The organism is Bradyrhizobium sp. SZCCHNR1015 (genome assembly GCF_032489875.1).
Classification (GTDB): domain Bacteria; phylum Pseudomonadota; class Alphaproteobacteria; order Rhizobiales; family Xanthobacteraceae; genus Bradyrhizobium.
On sequence record NZ_JAUEYW010000013.1, the window covers coordinates 209,182 to 233,265 of the forward strand.

General features: G+C 66.9%; 21 protein-coding genes. 8 read left to right on the top strand and 13 right to left on the bottom strand.

From position 1 onward, the window contains the following. Positions 1-19: 19 nt before the first annotated feature. Positions 20-1,030, bottom strand: a complete 1,011-nt coding sequence (locus QX128_RS22845) for a hypothetical protein (protein ID WP_315800838.1) — start codon at positions 1,028-1,030, stop codon at positions 20-22. 528 nt (positions 1,031-1,558) lie between these two features. Further along, positions 1,559-2,533: an NADPH:quinone oxidoreductase family protein gene (locus tag QX128_RS22850; RefSeq protein ID WP_315800839.1), complete on the bottom strand. Its 975-nt coding sequence runs from the start codon at positions 2,531-2,533 to the stop codon at positions 1,559-1,561. Positions 2,534-2,796: 263 nt separating this feature from the next. Between QX128_RS22850 and QX128_RS22855 the strand changes: the two genes are divergently transcribed. The 5 genes from QX128_RS22855 to argG all read left to right on the top strand — a co-directional run bounded on the left by QX128_RS22855 (position 2,797) and on the right by argG (position 7,655). Continuing rightward, a complete protein-coding gene (locus QX128_RS22855) occupies positions 2,797-3,408 on the top strand; it encodes an invasion associated locus B family protein (RefSeq protein ID WP_316238585.1) in 612 nt (203 codons plus the stop codon). 115 nt (positions 3,409-3,523) lie between these two features. Beyond that, positions 3,524-4,735: a 23S rRNA (adenine(2503)-C(2))-methyltransferase RlmN gene (gene rlmN / locus QX128_RS22860; protein WP_316238586.1), complete on the top strand. Its 1,212-nt coding sequence runs from the start codon at positions 3,524-3,526 to the stop codon at positions 4,733-4,735. A 168-nt stretch (positions 4,736-4,903) separates the two neighbouring features. Then, a complete protein-coding gene (locus QX128_RS22865; protein WP_315800842.1) occupies positions 4,904-5,389 on the top strand; it encodes a hypothetical protein in 486 nt (161 codons plus the stop codon). A gap of 46 nt (positions 5,390-5,435) precedes the next feature. Then, entirely contained in the window at positions 5,436-6,215 is a 780-nt protein-coding gene (locus QX128_RS22870; protein WP_316238587.1) for a phosphatase PAP2 family protein, read from the top strand. A gap of 102 nt (positions 6,216-6,317) precedes the next feature. Beyond that, entirely contained in the window at positions 6,318-7,655 is a 1,338-nt protein-coding gene (gene argG, locus QX128_RS22875) for an argininosuccinate synthase (protein WP_316238588.1), read from the top strand. A 233-nt stretch (positions 7,656-7,888) separates the two neighbouring features. Here the strand turns inward: argG and QX128_RS22880 are convergent, their stop codons facing one another. From QX128_RS22880 to sdhC, 10 genes are all read right to left on the bottom strand, one after another. Then, a complete protein-coding gene (locus tag QX128_RS22880; protein ID WP_316215447.1) occupies positions 7,889-9,949 on the bottom strand; it encodes an OmpA family protein in 2,061 nt (686 codons plus the stop codon). A gap of 243 nt (positions 9,950-10,192) precedes the next feature. After that, complete coding sequence (locus QX128_RS22885) at positions 10,193-10,411, bottom strand: hypothetical protein (RefSeq protein WP_315800846.1); 219 nt, start codon at positions 10,409-10,411, stop codon at positions 10,193-10,195. Then, the gene (locus tag QX128_RS22890) at positions 10,411-10,896 is read right to left on the bottom strand and encodes a pyridoxamine 5'-phosphate oxidase family protein (protein WP_315800847.1); all 486 of its coding nucleotides are present in this window, start codon (positions 10,894-10,896) and stop codon (positions 10,411-10,413) included. Before QX128_RS22890 ends, QX128_RS22885 begins: the two co-directional genes overlap by 1 nt. 86 nt (positions 10,897-10,982) lie before the next feature. Further along, positions 10,983-11,810: an FkbM family methyltransferase gene (locus QX128_RS22895; protein WP_316215445.1), complete on the bottom strand. Its 828-nt coding sequence runs from the start codon at positions 11,808-11,810 to the stop codon at positions 10,983-10,985. A gap of 119 nt (positions 11,811-11,929) precedes the next feature. Then, positions 11,930-13,885, bottom strand: a complete 1,956-nt coding sequence (locus QX128_RS22900; RefSeq protein WP_316238589.1) for an ABC transporter ATP-binding protein/permease — start codon at positions 13,883-13,885, stop codon at positions 11,930-11,932. A 63-nt stretch (positions 13,886-13,948) separates the two neighbouring features. Beyond that, positions 13,949-16,099: an ATP-binding protein gene (locus tag QX128_RS22905; protein ID WP_316238590.1), complete on the bottom strand. Its 2,151-nt coding sequence runs from the start codon at positions 16,097-16,099 to the stop codon at positions 13,949-13,951. A 116-nt stretch (positions 16,100-16,215) separates the two neighbouring features. After that, positions 16,216-16,998 (bottom strand): succinate dehydrogenase iron-sulfur subunit, encoded by a 783-nt coding sequence (locus QX128_RS22910; RefSeq protein ID WP_315800851.1) that lies wholly within the window; start codon positions 16,996-16,998, stop codon positions 16,216-16,218. Positions 16,999-17,046: 48 nt separating this feature from the next. Then, entirely contained in the window at positions 17,047-18,885 is a 1,839-nt protein-coding gene (gene sdhA / locus QX128_RS22915) for a succinate dehydrogenase flavoprotein subunit (RefSeq protein ID WP_315800852.1), read from the bottom strand. Between the two features lie 3 nt (positions 18,886-18,888). Beyond that, positions 18,889-19,263, bottom strand: a complete 375-nt coding sequence (gene sdhD, locus QX128_RS22920; RefSeq protein WP_315800930.1) for a succinate dehydrogenase, hydrophobic membrane anchor protein — start codon at positions 19,261-19,263, stop codon at positions 18,889-18,891. Between the two features lie 20 nt (positions 19,264-19,283). After that, a complete protein-coding gene (gene sdhC / locus QX128_RS22925) occupies positions 19,284-19,682 on the bottom strand; it encodes a succinate dehydrogenase, cytochrome b556 subunit (RefSeq protein ID WP_315800853.1) in 399 nt (132 codons plus the stop codon). A 555-nt stretch (positions 19,683-20,237) separates the two neighbouring features. Between sdhC and QX128_RS22930 the strand changes: the two genes are divergently transcribed. Next, positions 20,238-20,495: a hypothetical protein gene (locus tag QX128_RS22930; RefSeq protein ID WP_316238591.1), complete on the top strand. Its 258-nt coding sequence runs from the start codon at positions 20,238-20,240 to the stop codon at positions 20,493-20,495. Positions 20,496-20,502: 7 nt separating this feature from the next. Here QX128_RS22930 and QX128_RS22935 read toward each other — a convergent pair whose 3' ends face one another. Continuing rightward, positions 20,503-22,029, bottom strand: coding sequence for a malonyl-CoA synthase (locus QX128_RS22935; RefSeq protein WP_316238592.1), 1,527 nt, complete (start codon positions 22,027-22,029; stop codon positions 20,503-20,505). Positions 22,030-22,208: 179 nt separating this feature from the next. On the opposite strand from QX128_RS22935, the gene QX128_RS22940 reads away from it, so the two are divergent. Further along, positions 22,209-22,967, top strand: coding sequence for an SDR family oxidoreductase (locus QX128_RS22940; RefSeq protein WP_316238593.1), 759 nt, complete (start codon positions 22,209-22,211; stop codon positions 22,965-22,967). Between the two features lie 230 nt (positions 22,968-23,197). Further along, positions 23,198-23,599, top strand: coding sequence for a hypothetical protein (locus tag QX128_RS22945; RefSeq protein WP_316238594.1), 402 nt, complete (start codon positions 23,198-23,200; stop codon positions 23,597-23,599). Positions 23,600-24,084: the final 485 nt, after the last annotated feature.

The window sequence follows — 24,084 nt, forward strand, 5'->3', positions numbered from 1 at the left end:
TCGCTGCCGTCACGAGCGTTCAGTTCTGCAGCTGATCGAGCCTGCGCTGCGCCTCTGACGAGCCGAGTTGGGCGGCGCGGCGGTACCAGTTGCGAGCCGCAGCCGGATCGGCATTGATGTTGCGGATGTCCTTCGTTCCCAGCACGTGGGGATCGTAGGTCTGCGCCAGCATCAGCGCCGCGGCCGGTTCTTGCGCCTCGGCGGCGCGCTCCAGCAGCAGTCGCGCCGGCGGGATGTCACCCGCGGCCAGCAGACTCTTGGCGCGTTTCATGATGCCAGCGAGTTCGTCGGGATCGAGCCGGCGGACCTGCGCGGGCGGCGGAGCGGCGGTCACGGCGCCGAGGCCGGGTGCGACGATTGCCGATCCCGCGCCAGGCGAATTGATCGAGGACGGCTCCATCGCGCTCGGGGCCGGCGCGGCCGGTGCCGTGGCGAAGCTCGGCGGCGCTGCAACCGGCGCAGGCTGCGTCACGCTGCGATTCTGCAGCGCTGTCTGGTAGGCGTTGGCGATGTCGTCACGCGTCGGGGCGACGGCTGCCGTCTGCACCGGCGCCGCAGCGGCAGCCGGCGGCTCGGGCGGCAGTCGCGCCGGCTCGTTCAGCTGCATGTCGCGCGCGGTGAGCTGCGTGTTGGTGGCCTGCGGCGGGGCCGTCGGATCCGGCGTGGCGCCGATGATGGAAGCCTTGGCACTGGCGATCAGGTCGCGCGTCGCATCCGAGGTGACAAGCGCGAAGAGCACCGCGACGCCGGCCGCAGCCACCACGGCGAGAAGGATCCGGGACGAGATCGAGACGCGGCGGGTCCGCGCCGGCCACTGGTCCTCGAAATGCGTGCTGTCGATCTGATTGCCGCTCTCATACTCAGAGAGGAACATCGGCATCGATTCGTCGTTTGGATAGTTGTCCTGGGTCGACCGGCCGAAACGATAGTTCGGTGGGCGCTCCTGAGGGAGTTCGTCGGGGAAAGGCCTGAAGTCAGGCTCCGAAGGAGTTCTGTTGTTGAAACGTCCGCGCGTCGTCCGCTCAGCCATGGCCTTCATCCCCATCTCAACTTCACGCAACATACTTTTGGTCCCAAGCCCGTCAGAAGCTCGAGACACGTCACGATTGCCAGAGGCACCCCACTGCCGACAACTAATTGACTAATTGAATCCGACTAAAAGTGGACGAGAGCCGGCATGATTCTGGAAATATTTTGATCTGATTGTGGCGACGCACGTGCGACATCGCACGGCACCAAATCCAGAAACGTCGAGATAACAACGGCAAAGCCCTACAATTAACCATGCCATAATGTGGCGCGGTTGCGTTAACCAAGAAACGCTCGTTTTCGGATTTTCTGCTTCCGGTTGCGAATCCGTGACGCCGGCGCGGCAGCCCGCCGAACAAATTTGCGACCGCCGCGCATCGCGCGGATGTCACAGCGACCTCGGGCCGGCTCGGCTCGAGCCTTGCGCCCGCAGAACAGACAGGGCTCTGCCCGGTTTGGTTGCGCGGATCAGGGCGAGGCTACCCCGGGGGAATACAGCAACCCCGGGGGCCTTCATTGCGCGACGTCCTCAGGGGTGCAGGATCACCTTGCCCATCGCCTGGCGGCCGGCCAGCACCTTCAAGGCATCGGCGGTCTGCGCCAGCGGGAAGGTGCGGTCGACATGCGACGACAGCTTGCCCTCCGCGGTCCACTGCACGAGCTTTTCGAGGTTCGCGCGGTTCTTGGCGGGGTTGAGTCGGGTCCAGGCGCCCCAGAACACGCCGCGGATATCACAGCCCTTCAGCAGCGCGAGGTTCAGCGGCATCTTCGGGATGTCGCCGGCGGCGAAGCCGATCACCAGGAACCGGCCCTCCCAAGCGATCGAGCGCAGCGCGGCCTCGGCGTAGGTGCCACCGACGGGATCGAAGATGATGTCGGCGCCCTTGCCGTCGGTGAGCCGCCGCAGCCCCTCCTTGAGATCCTCCTTGGCGTAGTTCAACGTCAGCGTCGCGCCGTGCTGCCTGGCGAATTCGAGCTTCTCGTCCGAAGAGGCACAGGCGATGACCTTCAGCCCCATCAGCTTGCCCAGCTCGCAAGCGGCAAGGCCGGTGCCGCCGGCGGCACCAAGCACGGCCAGCGTCTCGCCCGGCTTCGGACTGGCACGATCCTCCAGCGCATGCAGCGCGGTGCCGTAGATGATGATGATGCCGGCGGCGCGATCGAAATCGAGATTGTCCGGAATCTTGACGATCGACGCGGCCGGCAGCGCGATCTTTTCGCGCGCGCCGTTGTGGCCGCAGGAGGCGACGACACGGTCGCCGACCTTCAGGTCGGTGACGCCATCGCCAACGCTCTCGATGACACCTGCGACCTCTGCGCCCGGCGAGAACGGGAACGGCGGCTTGATCTGGTACTTACCCTGGATCATCAGGATGTCGAAGAAGTTCAGCGCCGCCGCCTTGATCGCAATCACGGCCTCGCCGGGACCGGCCACCGGATCTGGCACCTCGGTGAGGACGAGATCGTCGGGCTGACAGAATTGCGAGCAGAGAATGGCTTTCATGGGCGCTCCTTGGTCGTTGCCGCCGGATCGAGGTCCGGCTTTGGGAACGTCATGCCGGATTTGCCGCCGCGCCACAATCATCATCGGGCCGCGGCATGGGCCGCGGCGCCGGCCCGAGGACGCGAAGCGCCGGACAATCCGGCTCTGCGGCCTTTGCAAGCGGTGCATTTAGCCGCTATCCATCGCGACCACGGTCAGCGATTCCGGGCCATTTTCCAGTCACAATATTGGTGGAACGAAGTCGCGGGGGAACTCAACGTATCATGTTGTTCGGGCGATTGTTGACAACGCTGGTCGGCGGCGTGCTGCTGTTCGGAGCTCCGAGCCTCGTCGTGGCACAGAGCGCCGCGCCAAAGGCCGCAGCTCCGCATCCGAAGGCCGCACCGAAATCGGAATCGAAGCCGGCCGTTCCCAGCATCGGCGGCGCGGAACCGACGCTGATCGGACAGTTCGGCGGCTGGGGCGCCTACACCGCGATGCCCGGCGGCAAGAAGGTCTGCTTCGCGCTGGCCAAGCCGACAACCTCCAAGACCAATCCGCCCAACCGTCCGCGCGATCCCGCCTATGCCTTCGTGTCGACCCGGCCCTCCGAGAAGGTCTTCAACGAGGTTTCGATCATGATCGGCTATGCGCTGAAGCCCGGATCCGACGCCGCGGTGGAGGTCGGCGGTGCCTCCTATGCCATGTATACCCAGGGTGACGGGCTCTGGATCAAGAACGCCGCCGAGGAAGAGCGGATGGTCGAGGCCATGCGCAAGGCGCCCGAGGCGGTGGTCAAGGGCGTTTCGGCCAAGGGCACGGAGACCACCGACGTGTTCTCGCTGAAGGGGCTCGCCCAGGCGCTCGACCGCATCGCGCAGGATTGCCGCCGGTAGACGGCGGCCGCCGGTACCGCTCGTCAGGCGGGTCGCATTTGCCGGCCGGATCGTTATATAAACCCGCTGAACGCCTTCGGCCGCCGCGGCCGGGCAGCACTTTGGGCTCCTCGACATGGCAACGACTGCCGGGCTGCGCGACTCATCTGCGCCCCTCGAAAAGACTCCGCTCGAAACCTACGTCCCGCCGGCGAAGCCCTCGCTGATCGGCCTGTCGCGCGCGGAGCTGGCCGCGAGACTGGGCGAGGTCGGAGTACCCGAGCGCCAGCAGAAGATGCGGGTGCAGCAGTTGTGGCACTGGATCTATTTCCGCGGCGCCAGCTCGTTCGACGAGATGACGTCGGTGTCGAAGGACACACGCACCGCGCTGGCCGAGCATTTCACCGTCGACCGTCCCGAGGTCGTGGCCGAGCAGATCTCCAACGACGGCACCCGCAAATGGCTGCTGCGGCTGCCGAGCGGCGACAATCTGCAGAAGGCCCACGAGGTCGAGTGCGTCTACATCCCCGAGACCGATCGCGGCACCTTGTGCGTCTCGTCGCAGGTCGGCTGCACGCTGAACTGTTCGTTCTGCCACACCGGCACGCAGCGGCTGGTGCGCAACCTCACCGCGGGCGAGATCGTGGGCCAGTTCATGGTGGCGCGCGACCGGTTGAACGACTGGGCCGACCGCGAGACCCCGCTCGGCAACCGGCTCATCACCAACATCGTCATGATGGGGATGGGCGAGCCGCTGTACAATTTCGACGCGGTGCGCGACGCGCTGCTGATCGTCTCGGACAACGAGGGCATCGGCATCTCCCGCCGCCGCATCACGCTGTCCACCTCGGGCGTGGTGCCGAACATCAAGCGCGCCGGCGAGGAGATCGGCGTGATGCTGGCGATCTCGCTGCACGCCGTGCGCGACGAGCTGCGCAACGAGCTGGTGCCGCTCAATCGCAAATATCCGATTGCCGAGCTGCTGCAGGCCTGCCGCGACTATCCCGGCGCCTCCAACGCGCGCCGCATCACCTTCGAATATGTGATGCTCAAGGGCGTCAACGATTCGCTCGATGACGCCCGGCTGCTGGTGAAGCTGCTGAAGGGAATCCCGGCCAAGATCAACCTGATTCCGTTCAATCCCTGGCCCGGCTCGGCATATGAATGCTCGGATTGGGAGCAGATCGAGAAGTTCTCCGAATACGTCTTCAACGCCGGCTACTCCTCACCGGTGCGCACGCCGCGCGGCCGCGACATCCTCGCCGCCTGCGGCCAGTTGAAGTCGGAGACGGAGAAGCTGTCCGCACGGGAGCGTCAGGCGCTGCGCGCGATGGCGATGACGGATTGATTCTTCTAATCCTCGGCGACTTCAAGCAACTCGTAATGCCCGGGCTTGACCCGGGCATCCATCCGCCAGCATGACGCGATCTTGATCGAGTGATGGATGGCCGGGTCAAGCCCGACCATGACGAGCGAAGAAAGCGGAGCCTTGCTTGTCTAACACGGGTCTAGAGCCATGGCGCTGATCGGCCGTCTCGTCGTGATCGCGTTCGCCTTTCTCGCCGCGTGCTTTCTGGCCGGGCTGATCGTCGTGACCGCGATCCTGTTCCCGGAGTTCTCCGATCTCGGCAACGGCCCGATCGACCAGGGCGCGTTCGAGGTCATCATCGGCTTCGGCTTCATCTTCGTGTCGGGGTTCGCGCTGATCCCGGCGCTGCTGATCGCGCTGATCACCGAGGCGTTCTCGATCCGCAGCGTGCTCGCCTATGCGATCGGCGGCGGCGTGGTCGGCGCCGCCTGCTATCTTGGCCTGGTCCCGTTCGATCCCGAGACCTTCCGGTTCGAGGGCATCGTGCGCCGCCATCTCGAGATCCTGACCGGCGCCGGCATCGTCGGAGGGCTGGCCTATTGGCTGATCGCCGGTCGCAACGCCGGCCGCTGGCGCGAGCCGTCGCCGCCTCTGCCGCCGCCCCCTCCGCTTCCGTCGGGGTCGCCGCGGTGAGCGCGCGGCCTTTCCATCGCCTCCCGCTTTCGCTAAACCGCGCGCCATGAACCGCACTGGACTCTTCATCGCATTGTCGCTCGCGCTCGTCATCGGCGTGCTGTTCGGCGTCTATCCCGAGCTCGACCTCAAGCTCGCCGCGCTGTTCTACGATTCCCACACGCGCAGCTTCCCCGTGAAGCTCGACGGCTATGCCGCCTTCGCGCGCGATGCCGCGATGTGGGTTGCCTGGGGCATCGCGCTGCCGTCCATCGTTGCGCTGGTGGTGAAGCTCATCCGTCCCGACCGGCCGCTGCTGGTGAAGGGCCGCACCATGGCGTTCCTGCTGCTGACCTTGTCGCTGTCGGCCGGCGTGCTCACCAATTTCACCTTCAAATCCTATTGGGGCCGGCCGCGCCCGGTCGTCGTGACCGAGTTCGGCGGCGACATGCAGTTCGTGCCGTGGTGGGATCCGCGCGGCGGCTGCGGCCGCAACTGCTCGTTCTTCTCCGGCGAGGGCGCGACCGCGTTCTGGACCCTGGCGCCGGCCGCGCTGACGCCGCCCGCCATCCGGCCCGTCGCCTACGGCGCCGCCGTCCTGTTCGGCATCGCCACCTCGGTGCTGCGGATGGCGTTCGGCGGACATTTCTTCACCGACATCGCCGCGGCCGGCCTCGTCACCTTCATCGTGATCTGGCTGCTGCACGGCTACATCTACCGCTGGCCGTCCACCCGGCTCACCGACGCCGGCATCGACGCCGCCCTGACCCGCTTCGCCTGGCCGGGCTTCCGGCTGATGCGCCGGCTGTTCGGCCGCCGCCAGCCAGACGCCAGCCCCGCAGCCTGAGCGCGGCGTGAAGGCGATTAATCGCGTGCCGAGCGGGGCGAAATCTGCTATCCGCGCCCGAATTTCTGAGCGGCATAGCCCTAAACACTGGTTGGACTCCCCATGACCACGATCCTGAAAAGCCTGCCCAAGGGCGAGAAAGTCGGCATCGCCTTTTCCGGCGGCCTCGACACCAGCGCCGCGCTGCTCTGGATGAAGCAGAAGGGCGCGCGCTGCTTCGCCTACACCGCCAATCTCGGCCAGCCCGACGAGTCCGACTATGACGAGATCCCGCGCAAGGCGCTGAGCTTCGGCGCCGAGAAGGCGCGCTTGGTCGATTGCCGCACCCAGCTGGTGCATGAGGGCATCGCCGCGATCCAGTCCGGCGCCTTCCACATCTCGACCGGCGGCATCACCTATTTCAACACCACCCCGCTCGGCCGCGCCGTCACCGGCACCATGCTGGTCGCCGCGATGAAGGAGGACGGCGTCAACATCTGGGGCGACGGGTCGACCTACAAGGGCAACGACATCGAGCGGTTCTATCGCTACGGCCTGCTGACCAATCCAAACCTCAAGATCTACAAGCCCTGGCTCGACCAGCAGTTCATCGACGAGCTCGGCGGCCGCGCCGAGATGTCGGCGTTCCTGACCGCCAACGGCTTCAATTACAAGATGAGCGCCGAGAAGGCGTACTCGACCGACAGCAACCTGCTCGGCGCCACCCACGAGGCCAAAGATCTCGAGAGCCTCGACAGCGGCATCCGCATCGTCAACCCGATCATGGGCGTGCCGTTCTGGCGCGAGGACTGTGTGGTCAAGCCGGAAACCGTCGTCGTCCGCTTTGAGGAGGGCCAGCCGGTCGCGCTGAACGGCCAGACTTTCGGCGACGCCGTGGCGCTGTTCCTGGAGGCGAACGCGATCGGCGGTCGCCATGGTCTCGGGATGAGCGACCAGATCGAGAACCGCATCATCGAGGCCAAGAGCCGCGGCATCTACGAGGCGCCGGGCATGGCGCTGCTGCACATCGCCTATGAGCGGCTCGTCACCGGCATCCACAACGAGGATACGATCGAACAGTACCGCATCAGCGGCATGCGCCTGGGACGCCTGCTCTACCAGGGCCGGTGGTTCGATTCGCAGGCTTTGATGCTGCGCGAGACGGCGCAGCGCTGGGTGGCGCGCGCCGTCACCGGCGAGGTGACGCTGGAGCTGCGCCGCGGCAACGACTACTCGATCCTCAACACCGAGAGCCCCAACCTGACCTACCAGCCGGAGCGGCTGAGCATGGAGAAGGTCGAGGACGCCGCCTTCACGCCGGCCGACCGCATCGGCCAGCTGACGATGCGCAATCTCGACATCACCGACACCCGCTCCAAACTGAAGCTCTATTCGGACACCGGGCTGCTGTCGGGTTCGGACGGCGCGGAGATCTTCCAGCTCGGTCACGACAAGGGCTGAGCGAGGCCTGCTGGGCTCGCGCGACAATCACCGGTGCCGTCCCTGCGAACGCATGGACCCACTGGCTGGCGTGGTGAGGGCTGGGTGTCGCTCCAGCCGTCGCAAAACTACACCCTGGGAGTATGTGGTCCCCGCGTTCGCGGGGAACCACACCGAGTGGGACGCGAGAGATTGCCACCTACAAAAATGGCCGGGATTGCTCCCGGCCATTTGCATTCGTCGTTGGGATCAGCTCACCTCGGCGGCGCCACGCCCGGAGGCGGCGGCGGCAGCGCGGCCTGGCCGCCGTTCAGCAGCGGCGTGATGCGGCGGACCGTGACGCGGCGGTTGATGCGGCTCGGGCCTTGGGTCTGCTCCTTCAGGTACTGCTCGCCATAGCCCTGCGAGGTCAGGTTCTCGGCGGGCACGCCGAACTGCTGGGTGAGCAGCGTGGCGACCGATTCGGCGCGGCGGTCGGAGAGCGACAGATTGTCGGTCTCGTTGCCGACCGCGTCGGTGTGGCCCTCGATCAGGTAGACCTCGCGCGGATTGCGCTGGATCGCCTGGTTGAGGCCGTCGGCGATGACCTGCAGCTTCGCCGCCTGCTCCGGTCCGATCTCCCACGATCCGGTCTCGAAAGTGATCGTGTTGAGATCGATCGACGGCATCAGCTGGCGCACCGACGGCGAGTAGCGGACCTCGTCGAGCGAGTAACGGCGCTGCACGCGCTCGACAGGCGGGGCCATCAGCGTGTCGTAGATGACATCCGGCGGCGCCTCCTCGGCGTCGACGATGTAGCGGTTGTAGGGGATGCGGATCTCCGGCGGCGGCAGGTCGACATAGAAGCCGCCGACCGCCTGAGGATCGCGGAAGGTGTTGTCGATGATGATGATCTCGCGGCCGCCGACGTCGCGACGGATGCGGCGCAGCAGCCGTCCATCGGGCGCCGTGATCGTGACGATCTGGCTGCCGTCGGGACGGATCACCACGGTGCGCGTCTCGCCCCGCTCCTGCTGCACGCGGATGTCACGGGCGCCGTAGCGGAAGCGCTCGAGCTCGTCGTGACGCACGAAGGCCTGTCCGCTCGGATCGCGGACGATGACGCGGCCCGGCTCGTAGATCACCGTGCGGCCCCCCTCCTGGACCTCGCGGCGCTGGCCGCGGAAGTCTTCCAGCCGCTGCGGCCCGGGCATCGGAGCGCCCGGTGCGATCGGCGTGAGCTGCTGGGGCGTCGGCGGGGGCGGCGCCGGAAGTGGCGCGGCGACCTGCGGCGGCGGCCGATTGGACATGGCCGGGGGACCGGCAGGCGGCACAGCGCCCGGCCCGGCCTGCGGCGCGCCGGCGGGTCCCGGTCCGGGTCCAGCAGCACCGGGACCTGCCGCCGGGGGCGCCGCCCCCGGGGCACCCGGGGGCGTTCCCGGACGTCCGCCGGGCGGGCTGCCGGCGACGGGCGGCGTGCCTTGCTGTGACGGCGTCTGGCCGGCCGGAGGCGCGGGTGGCGCCGGCGGAGTTCCCGGAGCAGGCGCGACGGTGCCGGCGGGCGGGATCGGAGCCCCGCGCGGCGGGGGTCCGCCTTGCGGGGAACCGGGCGGCGGGCCGCCAGCGCCCGGACGGCCTCCTGGTCCACCGGACGGTGGAGTAGGCGCGGCCGAGGGTTGCGGCGACGGGCCCGCGGCGGGTGGCGGCGAATGGGGCGGTGTTGCGCCAGCCGGAGGCGGCGGGGTTCCTGGCCGCTGATTCGGCGCAGCACTCGGCGGCGGGGGCGGAGCTACCACGGGCGGCGCAGGCGGCGTTGGCCGCGATGGTGCCGCCGCGGGCGGCGGCGGAGCGGGCGGAGTTGCTGGACGCGGAGGCTCGCGCACCACGGGCGGCGGGGCCGGCGGATGCGCCGGAGGCGCTGCGACCGGGGGCGGCGGCGGTGTCGGACGCGGGGGAGCCGCCGGCGGCGGGGGCGCGGGGCGCGGTGGCTCCGCACGGGGTGGCGGCGGGGGAGGTGGCGGCGCGGGACGCGGTGCCGCAGCCGGGGGAGGCGGTGGGGGAGCAGGACGCGGCGGAGCCGCCGCGGGCGGCGGCGCAGGCGGTGCCTGATGGGGCGGTGCAGCGGCCGGCGGCGGGCCAGCCGGCCGCTGAGGCGGGCCTGGCGGTTGACCATGCGGCGGCTGCTTGGGCCGACCGTCCGGGCCGACCTCGCCGCCGGGGCCGCCTGGACCTTGCGCCATGATCATCGGCGCGCTCTGCGCGTGGGAGCCGGAGCTCATCAGTTGCATCGCCGACAGCGCAGTCGTCGCCAGCAGCAGGACGCGAAGTTTGCTCATGTGTCTTGTTTTCCCGGAACGATCTTTTTCAAGCACGGAGAGATCAACGAGTATGGGTTAGGCCGGATTGTGGCGCAGTTCAAATCCGCAGGCGGATTTATTTCGACGCGAAGCCACCACCGCAGGGCCGCCATTCAGGTTTCATTCAGCCTTGATTTTCAAGGGCTTGGCGTAACCGCAGAGATGCGGACCGGCTCGCGGCCAAGCCCTTGGCAGGCGATCATCATGACCGTCCAATCGCGGTCAATCCGTGGCCGGATTCGGTGTGGTGGGACCGAGCGGCCCTCGGCCGGGGATTTCGTCCGGCGTCGGCCCTGGCAGCTCGCGCGGCGGCGCCGGCGCATCAGGCTCGTACACCGGCGGCGGAATGTCGGGCTGCGGATTGCCGACCGGGTCTTCCTGCGGCGGTTCGACCGGATGGCCCGGCGTCGCCGGCGGAATCTCTGGCGGTTCGATCGGCATCACATCGCGACCTTGCGGTTGTCGCCGAGGTCGGGACGCGTGCCGGTCACCGCGGCCGCCGCCATCTTGACGTAGCTCACGACCGTGCCGGGCGAATCCCAGAACTCGGCGTCATCAGGCGTGATCTTCAACAGGCGGATGTTCGGATCCTCGGCGCTGTCCCACCAGGCCTTGGCCGGCGTCGAGAAGAGCTCCCGGATCTTGCCGCGATCGTTGGAGACGGCTGCCGTGCCCGTCAGCGAGACGTATTTCTGGGCTCCGGCGTCCGCAAACGACAGATTGATCTGCGGCGACCGCGCGATCTCCTCGTCCTTGTGACGCCGCGCGTCGGTGAGGAAATAGATCATGTTCTCGTCGCGCGCGAGATAGGCGCTCATCGGCCGTGCTCGCAGCCTGTCACCGTCGCGGGTGACCAGCATCGCAAATCCGATCTTCTTCATCAGGTCCCAAACGCGATCCTGATCGCGCGCGTCGTCATTGCTCATGGCCGGCTCCCTTGATGTCAGGGCCGACAACGCAGCGTGGGGCGCCGCGTTCCGGACGTAGCAGGGAAAGCGGACGGATGCGCGGTTCAGCCGCGCAGCAGCAGCGTGTTGCTGCGGGTGCGGCCGCTCTCGCGGTAACCGCGGCCGAGCATGTCGGCGAGGCAGTCGTTCTGCCATTCGTCGCGCGACAGATGTTCGATGACCACCGCCCGCGGCCACAAGGCGGCAGGCGCGTCACGGAAGAAGCAGGTCAGCACGCGGTCCTCGAAACCTTCCACGTCGATCTTCAGCGCGTCGACCTTGGTCGCTCCGGCCTGTTCGAGGATGGTCTGCAGCCGCAACGATGGGACCTTGAATGCCTCCGCTCCGGCCTCGCCGATCACGATATGGCTGGCGCCGAGATTGTCACCGTCCGTCTCGATCATCACCTCGCCGTCGCTGTCGCCTGCGGCCGCTGCCACCAGCCTGACCTGGGACAGCGCGGACGCAGCACGGTTGAAGCTCAGCCGCGCATGCGTGACCGGATGCGGCTCCACCGCGATCACGAGGCCGTCGGGCCCGACGTGACGGGCCAGCGGCAAGGCGAACGTTCCGACATTGGCGCCGATATCCACCACCACGCCGCCCTGCGGAACGTGGCTGCGCAGGAAATCCAGCTCCTCGCGATTGTAGTCGGGATTGAACAGCGCCCCGCGCTCGGTCGCACTGAGCTGATGGTAGAAGCGGAAACTGGCGCCCTGATAGCCGACGTCAACGGGGCCCGCCCCGAGCACATTGACGACGCGCGTCAACATCGGCCGGAACGCGCCGCGCTTGAGCCCGGAGCCGTGCGCCAGCCGGATCACCAGCGCCTGGGCGGCGTTGGGAGCGAAGGCACCAAAGGGAGGCGGAGAAGGATCGTTGTCGGGCGTCAAGGTCGCGTCCTGGGCTGAAGGCGACGTGTGATAGCCGGTTTCGCTGCGATCTCCAATGCAGGCGGCGTGTCCGCATTGTGTCGTCACCGGGACAGCGCTGCGGCAGGGGCGCGAGGCGCTCAGGCTGCCTTGCGCTGGCGCAGGAAACGTCCGATGAGGCGACGCTTCCCCTTGCGCGGAATGAGGTCGATGTCGCTGACGAGCTTGGCGCCCCCCTTGCGCCGCTCGAGCACGATCTTGCGGCTGTGGAAGGCCTCCAGCTCCACCCGGTGCGCCACGCTCACGATGGTCGCCTTCGGCAGCTCGCTCGTCACCATCTCCATCATCTTGCCCTGGCTCTTCTCGTCGAGCGCGGACGTCGCCTCATCGAGCACGACGATGTCGGGACTGTGCAGCAGCAGGCGCGCGAAGGCGAGGCGCTGCTTCTCGCCGCCCGAGAGCGTCTGGTCCCACGGCGCCTCCTCCTCGATTTTGTCCTTAAGATGATCGAGCCCGACCTTGTGCAGGGCTTCGCCGACCTGCGCCACGCTCCAGTCCTCGGCGGCGCCGGGATAGGCGACGGCCCGGCGCAGGCTGCCCGAGGGCACGTAGGGACGCTGTGGCAGCATGAACAGCCGCCGGTCGGGATGGAAGTTGATGCTGCCGCCGCCCCACGGCCACAGGCCGGCAATGGCGCGCACCAGCGTGCTCTTGCCGGTGCCGGATTCGCCGGCGACCAGGAGGCGCTCGCCGGGATCGACGACGACCTCGGTTTCGCCGACCACGGCGGTGCCGTCGTCGAGCGTCACCTGCAGATCATTCAGACTGAGCATCGCTTCGCCGGCGGTCTCGCCGCGCTTGATGCGGCCAATGCCGTCGCCCCGCTCTGCACGCTCCAGCGCGTCGAGCGACATCATCAGCGAGGCGATGCGGCGGGCACAGGCGTTCCAATCCGCGAGACGCGGATAATTGTCGACCAGCCAGCCGAACGCAGTCTGAACGATCGTGAACGCGCTCGCGGCCTGCATCACCTGCCCGAGCGTCATGCTACCGTCGAGAAATTTCGGCGCGCACAACAGCAGCGGCACGACCGGAGCGATGAGGCTCGAGCCCTGCGACACCAGCGTGGTGCGCATGTGCTGGCCGGCGAGCCGCGCCCATTGCTGCAGCACGTTGCCGAACGTTCGGTCGATGCCGGCGCGCTCTTCGGTCTCGCCGCCGAGCAGGGCGATGCTCTCGCCGTTTTCGCGGACGCGGGTCAGAGTATAGCGGAAATCGGCCTCGGCCTGGTTCTTGTCCTCGGACACCTGCACGAAGCGGCGGCCGATCGTCATGATCGAGCCCGAGGCGATGGCGGCGTATACGATCGCGGCAATGACCAGAAAGCCCGGAATAGTGATCTCGGTCGCGCCGAGATGCAACGTCAGCGCGCCGCCGATGGTCCAGAGCACGACGATGAACGTCGCGGCCGACAGCAGCGCAGAGGTCACGCCGGCGATGAAGTCGACCGGCGAATCGGTTGCGACGCGCAGGTCCTCGGCGATCCGGTATTCCGGATTCTTGTGGTCGCCGCTGACGAGATTGAGCTGATAGTAACGCCCGCTGGTCAACCAGCGGGTGATGACGCTGTTGGTCAGCCACGCCCGCCAACGCCGCTGGATCGCCATCCTCGCATAGACCTGGGCGACGCCGAGGATGACGCTGCCGATCGCGAGCGGGAAGAAGATCGCGGTGAGGTGAAAGACGGTCGCCGAATCGCGTTTCTCGATCGCATCGAAGATCGACCGATTCCAGACGTTGATGCCGTACTGGAATCCGACAGTCGCAACGATCAGGACCAGCAGCCCGATCGTGAACGCCCACGCCAGGCGATCGCCGCTCTGGCCCCAATAGCCGCGGGCGCTGATCCAGAACCGGGTCAGCAGATAGCGTTTGCGCAATTGCTCGGCCTCTTCGGGCGACAGCTCCGGATCAGGCTCCACGAGCTCTGGCGGCGGCGGCTCGACCTCAGCGCCATTCTCGGCGGCGATCTCGATGATCGGCGCCTTCTCGGGCGCCGGTGTCGCCGGCCGCGCGATGTCCTGAACCTGTCCCATGCCGCGATAACAGCAAGGCAAGTAGAAGGTTCCCGTCCGGGTTCCCGCGCAGGCCCAGTGGTTTCAGGGCACCTGCGTGTTGGGCGCCATGGGCGGAGCGCGGTACACCGGCACGGGGACGACCTGATGCAGCACGCGCGACAATTCCTCGATCGAATAGGGCTTGCGCAATAGCTCGAAGCCATGCGTGCCCTGCTGCGCCAGCACATGGCTGTAGCCGCTCGCGAGCACGACCGGCACGTTGAGCTCGAGCCGCCTGATTTCCTCGGCTAGCTCCAGCCCGGTCATGCCGGGCATCACGACATCGGTGAAGACGACGTCGAATCGGCTGGTGCCGCCGATCAGCTCCTCCAGCGCGTCCCTGGCGTTATCAACCAGCGTGGTCCGATAGCCGAGCTCGGCCAGCGCTTCGGTCGCCGACCTGCCGACGTCGATGTTGTCCTCGACCACCAGCACCGACATGCCTCGACCGCCGATCGGCTCCCCATGGCCGCCGTCCTCGCCGCGCTGCACCTGAGCTGGAGCGACGCGCGGCAGATAGAGCGTGAACGTCGCGCCGCGACCCTTCTCGCTCGTGACCCCGATTTCGCCGCCGGACTGCTTGGCGAAGCCGAACACCTGCGAGAGACCGAGGCCGGTGCCCTGGCCGATGGTCTTGGTTGTGAAGAACGGCTCGAAGATGCGTCCGAAATGCTCCGACGGGATGCCGACGCCGGTGTCCTGGACGGTGATGGCGACATAGCCCAGCGGCGGACGGTCGTGCGGGGCCGCCGGCGTCGGCAGCGCCGCTGCAGGGGCGACAGTGATGCTGAGACGTCCCTGGCCGGCCATCGCATCGCGGGCATTGACGGCCAGGTTGATCAATGCCGTCTCGAACTGGCCGGCGTCGGAATTGACGTAGCACGGCTCGTCGGAAACGGAGATCACGACCTCGACGCGTGACCCGACCAGGGTCTTGGTCATGTCGCGCAAGGCGACGACGCTGCGGCCGATGTCGAACACCTCCGGCTTCAGCGTCTGGCGCCGGGCGAAGGCGAGGAGCTGCGACGTCAGCTTCGATGCGCGTGCCACCGTATCCGAGATCGCGTCGATATAGCGCTGCCGCCGCTCATCCGGCAGATCCGGCCGGCGCAACAGGTCGGCCGAGGCCCGGATCACGGTCAGCAGATTGTTGAAGTCGTGCGCGACGCCGCCGGTCAATTGTCCCAGCGCCTCCATGCGCTGACCGTGCCTGAGCGCATCCTCGGCCTCGAGGCGGCGGGCGGCCTCGACATGCAGGCGCTCGGTCCGCCGCTGGGCAAGGGTCAGGAAGACGACGAGCAGCGCGGTGGCCGGGATGCCGAAGATGAGGTGCCGGCCGATCGTGCCGAGCCAGCGGTTGCGGATGGTCGACGTCGCCAGCCCCGCCGAGACGTAGACCGGATAGCCGCCGAGCCGCTGATACCCGACGAGACGCTCGACGCCATCGACCGGCGAGATCTCGGTGACGAGCTGCTCCGCATCTGCGGCCCCGGCGGGAATGTCGCTGGGCCCTGCAGCCGCGCCTCTCCCGCCGCCCGGGAAGCGCGCCAGGATGAGACCATCGAAGCGGCGCAGCGCGAAGTAGCTGCCGGGCGCCCGGCCGATCCGGGCGTAGAAGTGCTCGAAATAATCCGGCAACACCGAGGCCTGGATGATACCGGTGAAGCTGCCGTCGTCGCTCTGGCGGCGGCGGCTGATGCTGAAGAACGGCGCGCCCTGATAGGGCGGCCGCGGCGTCAACCGCGCGCCGATGAAGGTGCCGATGCTGTCCTTGACGTGGGCGCTGAAGTAGTCGCGGTCGAGGAACGTCATGTCCGGCGCCGGATAGATCATGCTGTTGACCAGCGGCCGGCCATTGGCGTCGAACACCCAGGCGGACTTCATCTGCGGCAGCGCGTCCGACAATTGTCGCAACCGGGCGTGCAGCGCCTGCTCGCGCGCCTTGATGTCGGCATCCGACAGGTCGCGGACGACCTCGTCGATCTCCGAGAGGCTGCGCTCGATGGTCTCGAACACCTTCAGCGCGTGCTCGTGGACGATTTCGAGCGAGCGGCTGATCTCGCGATCGGCCTCCTCATATGTCGTGCCGTGGGAGACGTAGGCCGCGATCACGAACAGAGCGACAGGAAGCGCAAGTGACGCGACCATCATCCAGCGCAGCATCGTCAGCGATTTGCGTTGTGCGGTCTGCACGGTCGCTCCGGCCTCAAAGGGCCACGAGCTTAACGCAATCGACGGCGGCTACAAACTCGCTGCGCCCGGAACTTGTGCCGGTTCCGGGCGCATGATCGGTAAAGCTGTCCGCCCGGCTAGATCTGCCGCTCGACCAGCTTGAACTTGAGTTCCGCGATCGCCTCGGCGGGGTTCAGCCCCTTCGGGCAGGCCTTGGCGCAGTTCATGATGGTGTGGCAGCGATACAGCCGGAACGGGTCCTCGAGATTGTCGAGCCGCTCGCCGGTGGCTTCGTCGCGGCTGTCCTTGACCCAGCGCGTCGCCTGCAGCAGCGCGGCGGGTCCGAGATAACGCTCGCTGTTCCACCAGTAGCTCGGGCACGAGGTCGAGCAGCAGGCGCACAGGATGCACTCGTAAAGGCCGTCGAGCTTCTCGCGATCCTCGTGGCTCTGCCGCCATTCCTTCTGCGGCGTCGGCGAGGTCGTCTTCAGCCAGGGCTCGATCGAGGCGTATTGCGCGTAGAAATTGGTGAGGTCGGGCACCAGGTCCTTCACGACGGGCTGATGCGGCAGCGGATTGATCTTGACCGCGCCGTCCTTCACGTCGTGCATCGAGCGGGTGCAGGCCAGGGTGTTCTGGCCGTCGATGTTCATCGCGCAGGAGCCGCACACGCCCTCGCGGCAGGAGCGGCGGAAGGTCAGCGACGGATCGATGTGGTTCTTGATCCAGATGAGGCCGTCGAGCACCATCGGGCCGCAATCGTTGACGTCGACGTAGTAGGTGTCGACGCTCGGATTCTTGCCGTCGTCCGGATTCCAGCGATAGACCTTGAACTCGCGAACCTCGGTGGCACCGGCCGGCTTGGGCCAGGTCTTGCCACCGGTGATCTGAGAATTCTTTGGAAGTGCGAACTCAGCCATTTCGGAAGGCCTTCTTGGGTTTGACGGTCGGGCTCAGGTCACACGCGATCAGTACACGCGCGCCTTCGGCGGAATGTACTGCACGTCGTTGGTCATGGTGTAGTTGTGCACCGGGCGGTAATCGATCGTCGTCTTGCCGTCCTTGCTGTCGATCCACGCCAGCGTGTGCTTCATCCAGTTCGTGTCGTCGCGATCGGGAAAATCCTCGCGCGCATGGGCGCCGCGGCTCTCGGTGCGATTGACGGCCGAGTCCATCGTCACGACCGCCTGCGCGATCAGATTGTCGAACTCGAGCGTCTCGATCAGGTCGGAATTCCACACCAGCGAGCGGTCAGACACGGCGATGTCGCCGATGCCGCCATACACCTTGTGGATCAGGTTATGGCCTTCCTGCAGCACCTCGCCGGTGCGGAATACGGCGCAGTTGGTCTGCATCACGTTCTGCATGCTCTCGCGCAGCTTCGCGGTCGGCGTGCCGCCGGAGGCATGGCGATAATGGTCGAGCCGGCCGAGCGCCTTGTCGGCGGAGTCCTTCGGCAGGTCCGGCTGCTTGCCGTTCGGCGTCAGCTTCTCCGCCAGTCGCAGCGCCGCCGCGCGGCCGAACACCACGAGGTCGATCAGGGAGTTCGAGCCGAGCCGGTTGGCGCCGTGCACGGAGACGCAGGCGGCCTCGCCCACCGCCATCAGGCCGGGGACGATCGCGTTGTCGTCGCCGTCCTTCTTGGTCAGCACCTCGGCGTGATAGTTGGTCGGGATGCCGCCCATGTTGTAGTGCACCGTCGGCACGATCGGGATCGGCTCGCGGGTGACGTCGACATTGGCGAAGATCTTGGCCGATTCGGAGATGCCGGGCAGACGCTCGGCCAGCACCTTCGGATCGAGATGGTCGAGATGCAGGAAGATGTGGTCCTTCTTCCGGCCGACGCCGCGGCCTTCGCGGATCTCGATGGTCATCGCGCGGGAGACGACGTCGCGCGAGGCGAGGTCCTTGGCGGATGGCGCGTAGCGCTCCATGAAGCGTTCGCCCTCGGCGTTGACGAGATAGCCGCCTTCGCCGCGCGCGCCTTCGGTGACCAGACAGCCGGAGCCGTAGATGCCGGTCGGGTGGAACTGCACGAACTCCATGTCCTGCAGCGGCAGGCCGGCGCGCAGCGCCATGCCGCCACCGTCACCGGTGCAGGTGTGCGCCGAGGTGCAGGAGGCAAAGGCGCGTCCATAGCCGCCCGTCGCCAGGATCGTGGTCTGGGCGCGGAAGCGGTGCAGCGTGCCGTCGTCGAGCTTCAGCGCGATGACGCCACGGCAGACGCCCTGGTCGTCCATGATCAGGTCGATGGCGAAGAACTCGATGAAGAACTCCGCGGCGTGCCGCAGCGACTGGCCGTACATCGTGTGGAGCATCGCGTGGCCGGTGCGGTCGGCGGCGGCGCAGGTGCGCTGCGCCTGGCCCTTGCCGTAGTCCAGGGTCATGCCGCCGAACGGCCGCTGGTAGATCTTGCCGTCCTCGGTGCGCGAGAACGGCACGCCCCAATGCTCGAGCTCATAGACGGCCTCGGGCGCGTTGCGCACCATGTATTCGATCGCGTCCTGGTCCCCGAGCCAATCCGACCCCTTGACGGTGTCGTACATGTGCCAGCGCCAGTCGTCCTGGTGCATGTTGCCGAGCGAGGCCGAGATGCCGCCCTGCGCCGCCACCGTGTGCGAGCGGGTCGGAAACACCTTGGTGATGCAGGCGGTGCGCAGGCCCGCCTCGCTGCAGCCGACGACGGCGCGCAGGCCCGCGCCACCGGCGCCGACCACAACGACGTCGTAGGTGTGGTCCTCGATCGGATAGGCTTTTCCGTTCGTCGCGGGCGCGCCGTTCGCGCTGCCATTTGCTCCGCCGGCCATGGGCTAGACTCCAGTGGACAGTTTGATGAGGGCGTAGATCGAGGCGAGCGCCACGGTCACCGCGAAGAAGTTGTTGGCCATGATCGCAACGAGCTTGAGCGGCTCGCTGTGGACGTAGTCCTCGATCACGACCTGCATGCCGATCTTCATGTGCCAGCAGCTCGCGATCACGAACAGCAGCATGATCACGGCGATCGGAATCGAGCCCAGGATCTGGACCGCGCCGGCCTGGTTGCGGCCGAGCAGCATGATCACGACCACGACGACCGGCACGATCAGCAGAGTCATGGCGACGGCAGTGATGCGCTGGCGCCAGAAGTCGCCGGTGCCGGAATGCGCTGCGCCGAGGTTGCGGACGCGGCCGAGCGGGGTCCGCATCGATTTCGCGCGTGCGTTGCTCATCGGCCGCCTCCCACCGCGTAAGCCACGATCCACACCAGGACGGTCAAGGTGATGCCGCCGATCAGGGCACCCCAGGTCAGCGCCTCGCGCTCATTGGGCTTGAAGCCGTAGCCGAGGTCCCAGACGAAGTGGCGGATGCCGGACAGCAGGTGGTGCAGCAGCGCCCAGGTGTAGCCGAACACGATCAGGCGGCCGAGGAAGCTGCCCATGAAGCCCTGGACGTAGGAGTAGGCGCTGGGACCAGACGCGGCGGCGATCAACCACCAGGCCAGCAGCAGCGTCCCGAAATATAGTGCAACCCCGGTGGCGCGATGGACGATCGAGAGGATCATCGTCAGCGTCCAGCGGTAGGTTTGCAGATGCGGCGAAAGCGGTCGTTCGATCCTGGCTGTCATTGGTTGCTTTGATGATTTCTTGTGGGCCGTGAACGCGGGGGGCTTGCGGCCGTGTGGATCGGCAAGGCGGCCTTTATTTACGGAGAAGGAACAGGCGTTGCAACGAACAAATCGCTCAAAATAGAACGCGGATTCAGTACTAGGCGGCCCGAAGGAAAAGGATCAATCGCCGCCGTGGTATACCAGAAACCGGTCGCGACTGGATGCAGCGAACCACTATTCATTGCTACCTCCTCTCCCAGGCCGTTGCCAACGTGGCGGAACAGCTGAATAGCGCCGATCGCCGAGCACTGATTCACCGCTTAACGATGGTCCTGAGCGAGCGGTTTCGCGACAACAGCCAGCGCCATCTGATGATTCTGCAAACCTGCCCGGAGCGATACGCGGAGCAACAACCTGTCTCGGCGCCGGCCCGCGCGGCAGCAAAAGCGCCTCGATCTCCCGCGTTCCTCGCCGCGCACATGGCCCTCCGCCGGTCGATTTTGCCGCATGTCGCCACCCGGCGAAGCAGCCTAGTCTCAACGAGGTGCAACAGACGCGGTGCAGGGAGCCTCGATGCCGCTGCCGACGGTGCGACTGACAGCCACTGAACGCCCGGCGGAACTGCCGGCGCGCAAGGTGTCGTCGCACGAGCCCGTCGAGGAGCCCCTGACCTGCGTGCTCGGCTTCGCCGCCGCCGGCCTGTTCGCCGCCTGTCTCGCGCTGGCCATCCAGCATGAGATTGCCTCGCTCGCCGTGCTCGAATTCGTGCTGATCTGCGCCGCGCCGCCGCTGGCCGCGCTCGCCGGCCTCGCGATCGGACGACGGCGCTAGGCCGCCGTCACTTCGTATAGATGTCCTTGTACTGATCACGCAGCACGTTCTTCTGCACCTTGCTCATCGCATTGCGCGGCAGCTCGTCGACCACGAACACGCGCTTGGGCATCTTGAATTTCGCCAGTCGGCCGTCGAGACCCTTGAGCACGCCGGCCTCGCTGACATCAGCGCCGGGATGGCGCACCACGACCGCCGTGACACCTTCGCCAAAATCGGGATGCGGCACGCCGATGACGGCGGACTCGACCACGCCCGGCATGGCGTCGATCTCGCTCTCGATCTCCTTCGGATAGACGTTGAATCCGCCGGAGATCACGAGGTCCTTGCCGCGTCCGACGATGTGGACGTAGCCCTGTTTGTCGATCTTGCCGAGATCGCCGGTGACGAAGAAACCGTCGTCGCGGAATTCCGACTTCGTTTTCTCCGGCATGCGCCAATAGCCCTTGAACACGTTCGGGCCCTTCACCTCGATCATGCCGATCTCGTCGCGCGCCAGCTCCTTCGCGGTCTCCGGATCGGTGACGCGCACCGAGACTCCGGGCAGCGGGAAGCCGACCGCGCCGGGCACGCGCTCGCCCTCATACGGGTTCGACGTGTTCATGTTGGTCTCGGTCATGCCGTAGCGCTCGAGCACGGCATGGCCGGTGCGCGCGAACCATTCGCGGTGCGTGTCGGCGAGCAGCGGCGCCGAGCCGGAGACGAAGAGACGCATGTGACTGGTCGTCTCCTTCGACAGCCGCGGGTTCTGCAACAGCCGCGTGTAGAAGGTCGGCACGCCCATCAGCACGGTGGCGCGCGCCATCAGATTGATGATCAGGTCGGGATCGAGCTTGGGCAGGAAGATCATCGAGGCCCGCGCGAACAGCGTCACGTTGCTGGCCACGAAAAGGCCGTGCGTGTGATAGATCGGCAGCGCGTGGATCAGCACGTCGTCCTTGGTGAAGCGCCAGTAGTCGATCAGGGTCAGCGAGTTCGAGGCGAGATTGTCGTGAGACAGCATCGCGCCCTTGGAGCGGCCGGTCGTGCCCGACGTATAGAGGATCGCCGCCAGGTCATCGGCGCCGCGCGGCACGGTGGTGAACGCCTTGTCGGCCTTGTCGGCCGCTTCGGTCAGCGAGCCCCTGCCCGACGCATCCAGCGTCTCCACCTTGGCGCCGACCTTGGCCGCGAGCGCACCGATGCCCTCGGCTTTCGACGGATCGCACACCACCACGGTCGGCTCGGCGTCGCCGATGAAATAGTCGAGCTCGTTGAGCGTGTAGGCGGTGTTGAGCGGCAGATAGACGCCGCCGGCGCGGACCGTGGCGAGATAGAGCACCAGGCCGGACACCGACTTCTCGGTCTGTGCCGCGACGCGATCGCCGGGCTTGACGCCACGGGCCACCAGCACGTTCGCCATCTGGCCCGCGCGCGCGATCAGATCGCCGTAGGTGATGCGCTGGCCGTCATGGGTCTCGATCGCGAGACGGCTGGGATCGTCGAGACCGTCGAACAGGCGGGAGAACAGATTGGCGTTGGCGGCTTGGTTCATGCGACATTCCCCTGGAGCGGTGGCCCGCCGGCAGTGCCAGCCTGCGGAACATGATGCTCGACGAAGACGAAAAGGGCTGGGACGGCGGATGGCACCGGCGATGTCGCCAGGGTTGCCGTCTCTGATCGAGGCTGCCTTAGCAAAAACGCCCTTTCAAAGGCAACGGGAGACGCCAAGATATGACCAAAGGGAAACGGATCGCGTGGATCACGGGCGGCGGCACCGGAATCGGCGAGGCCGGCGCGCTGGCGCTGGCGTCCGATGGCTGGACGGTCGTGGTGTCGGGCCGTCGCAAGGCGGCGCTCGACTCCGTGGTGGCGCGGGTCGCGACGAGCGGCGGCACAGCCGAGGCTGTCGTGCTCGACGTCGCCAAGGCGGCAGACGTGCAGGCCGCCGCCGATGCCATCCTGATGCGGCACGGCCGCATGGATCTGCTGGTGAACTCCGCCGGCGTGAACGTGCCGCGGCGGCGCTGGGACGACATGACGCTCGACGGCTGGAACCAGCTGGTCGAGATCAATCTCAACGGCGTGCTGTATTGCATGAAGGCGGTGCTGCCGGCGATGCGCGCGCAAGCGGACGGCACCATCATCAACGTCTCGTCCTGGGCCGGCCGCCACGTCTCGAAGATGCCGGGGCCGGCCTACACCGCGACCAAGCACGCGGTGCTGGCGCTGACGCACTCCTTCAACATGGAGGAATGCGTCAATGGCTTGCGCGCGTGCTGCCTGATGCCGGGCGAAGTCGCGACGCCGATCCTGGAGCAGCGGCCGGTGGTGCCGAGCGCGGAGGAGCAGGCGCGCATGCTGCAGCCGGAGGATCTCGGCCGCACGATTGCTTTCGTCGCCAACATGCCGCCGCGCGTGTGCATCAACGAGATCCTGATCAGCCCGACTTGGAATCGGGGATTCATCCAGACGCCGGGGAACAGGGATTGAGAGGGGGTGCATCTCAAACACGCCGAACGCTCGCACAACGATAGAGGACCTCGGGCCTGATCTCACGGGATAACCACTGTCGGGCGGGCCTATCACGCGCGACCCCACCGGTGTCGTCCCCGCGAACGCGGGGACCCATACCGCGTGATGTCTGAAACAGGCAGGCGGCCAGTATCGAGCACGACAACTTAGCCCTGTGGTTATGGGTCCCGGATCTGCGCGCTTCGCGCTTGTCCGGGACGACAGTGGAGGTTGGCGCATCGAGCGCCGCCTCCGAAAAGCAGATTGAAATCGTGCGGTCTCATCCTCGCGACTCGATCCGCCCGAGCTATGCTGAATTCGTCGCCCCCGATAACAGAGGGCGCAGGGAAGGCCGGGCGCTGGCCGCGCCCGTGGCCCGCCTGCGAAAGAAAATGCAGGCGGCAGGTACCACAGGTCTGGCCGAACACACCCGGCCCTCCCTGCGCAACGGTTTTAACGGCTGCTTCGCGTTCTCCCTGGTGCGCCGGCTTGCTGGCCACCATCACGAGCGCGACACGCCAGGGCATCGCCACCCGCTTGATATCAGCGTCGGGATATCAGGACCGCGCGACTTGACCGTGCGTGCATCGCCGTTCGTCCGCGCAGACTGATCCACGCTGCAGCAACACACGCCCATCGCATCCCACTGCCAACGATCCGTGACGGTCGCGAAACGCCCCTCATGCGGCAGCAGGGACGCGCGGAAATGTGCAGGTGATTTGCCCGACGGCGCAAGGCCGAATATCGCGACAAACTAACACGACGGGCAATTTGTGCATGGGAGGGATGCGGGCGACATCATGCGATCGATGCGACCGTGGCGAGAGACGATGTGGATCGAGAATCGCCCGGCGCTGACGGTCGGCTCCCCTCCCCCTCGCGAGGAGGGGTTGGGAGTGGGGGTCCGCGGGCGATGACGTCAGCGGCGCAAATGCGGTCTGAGTAGCGAAGCGACGGACCTTCGCTGATGTCCGTTGTGAGCCTCGACTCTCATGAACAGCGGGATTCGTGGACCCCCACCCCCGACCCCTCCCTGCAAGGGGGAGGGGAGCGCACCGTCGTTGCGGCAAGGGCGGCGTCACCGACGGAAAGCAAC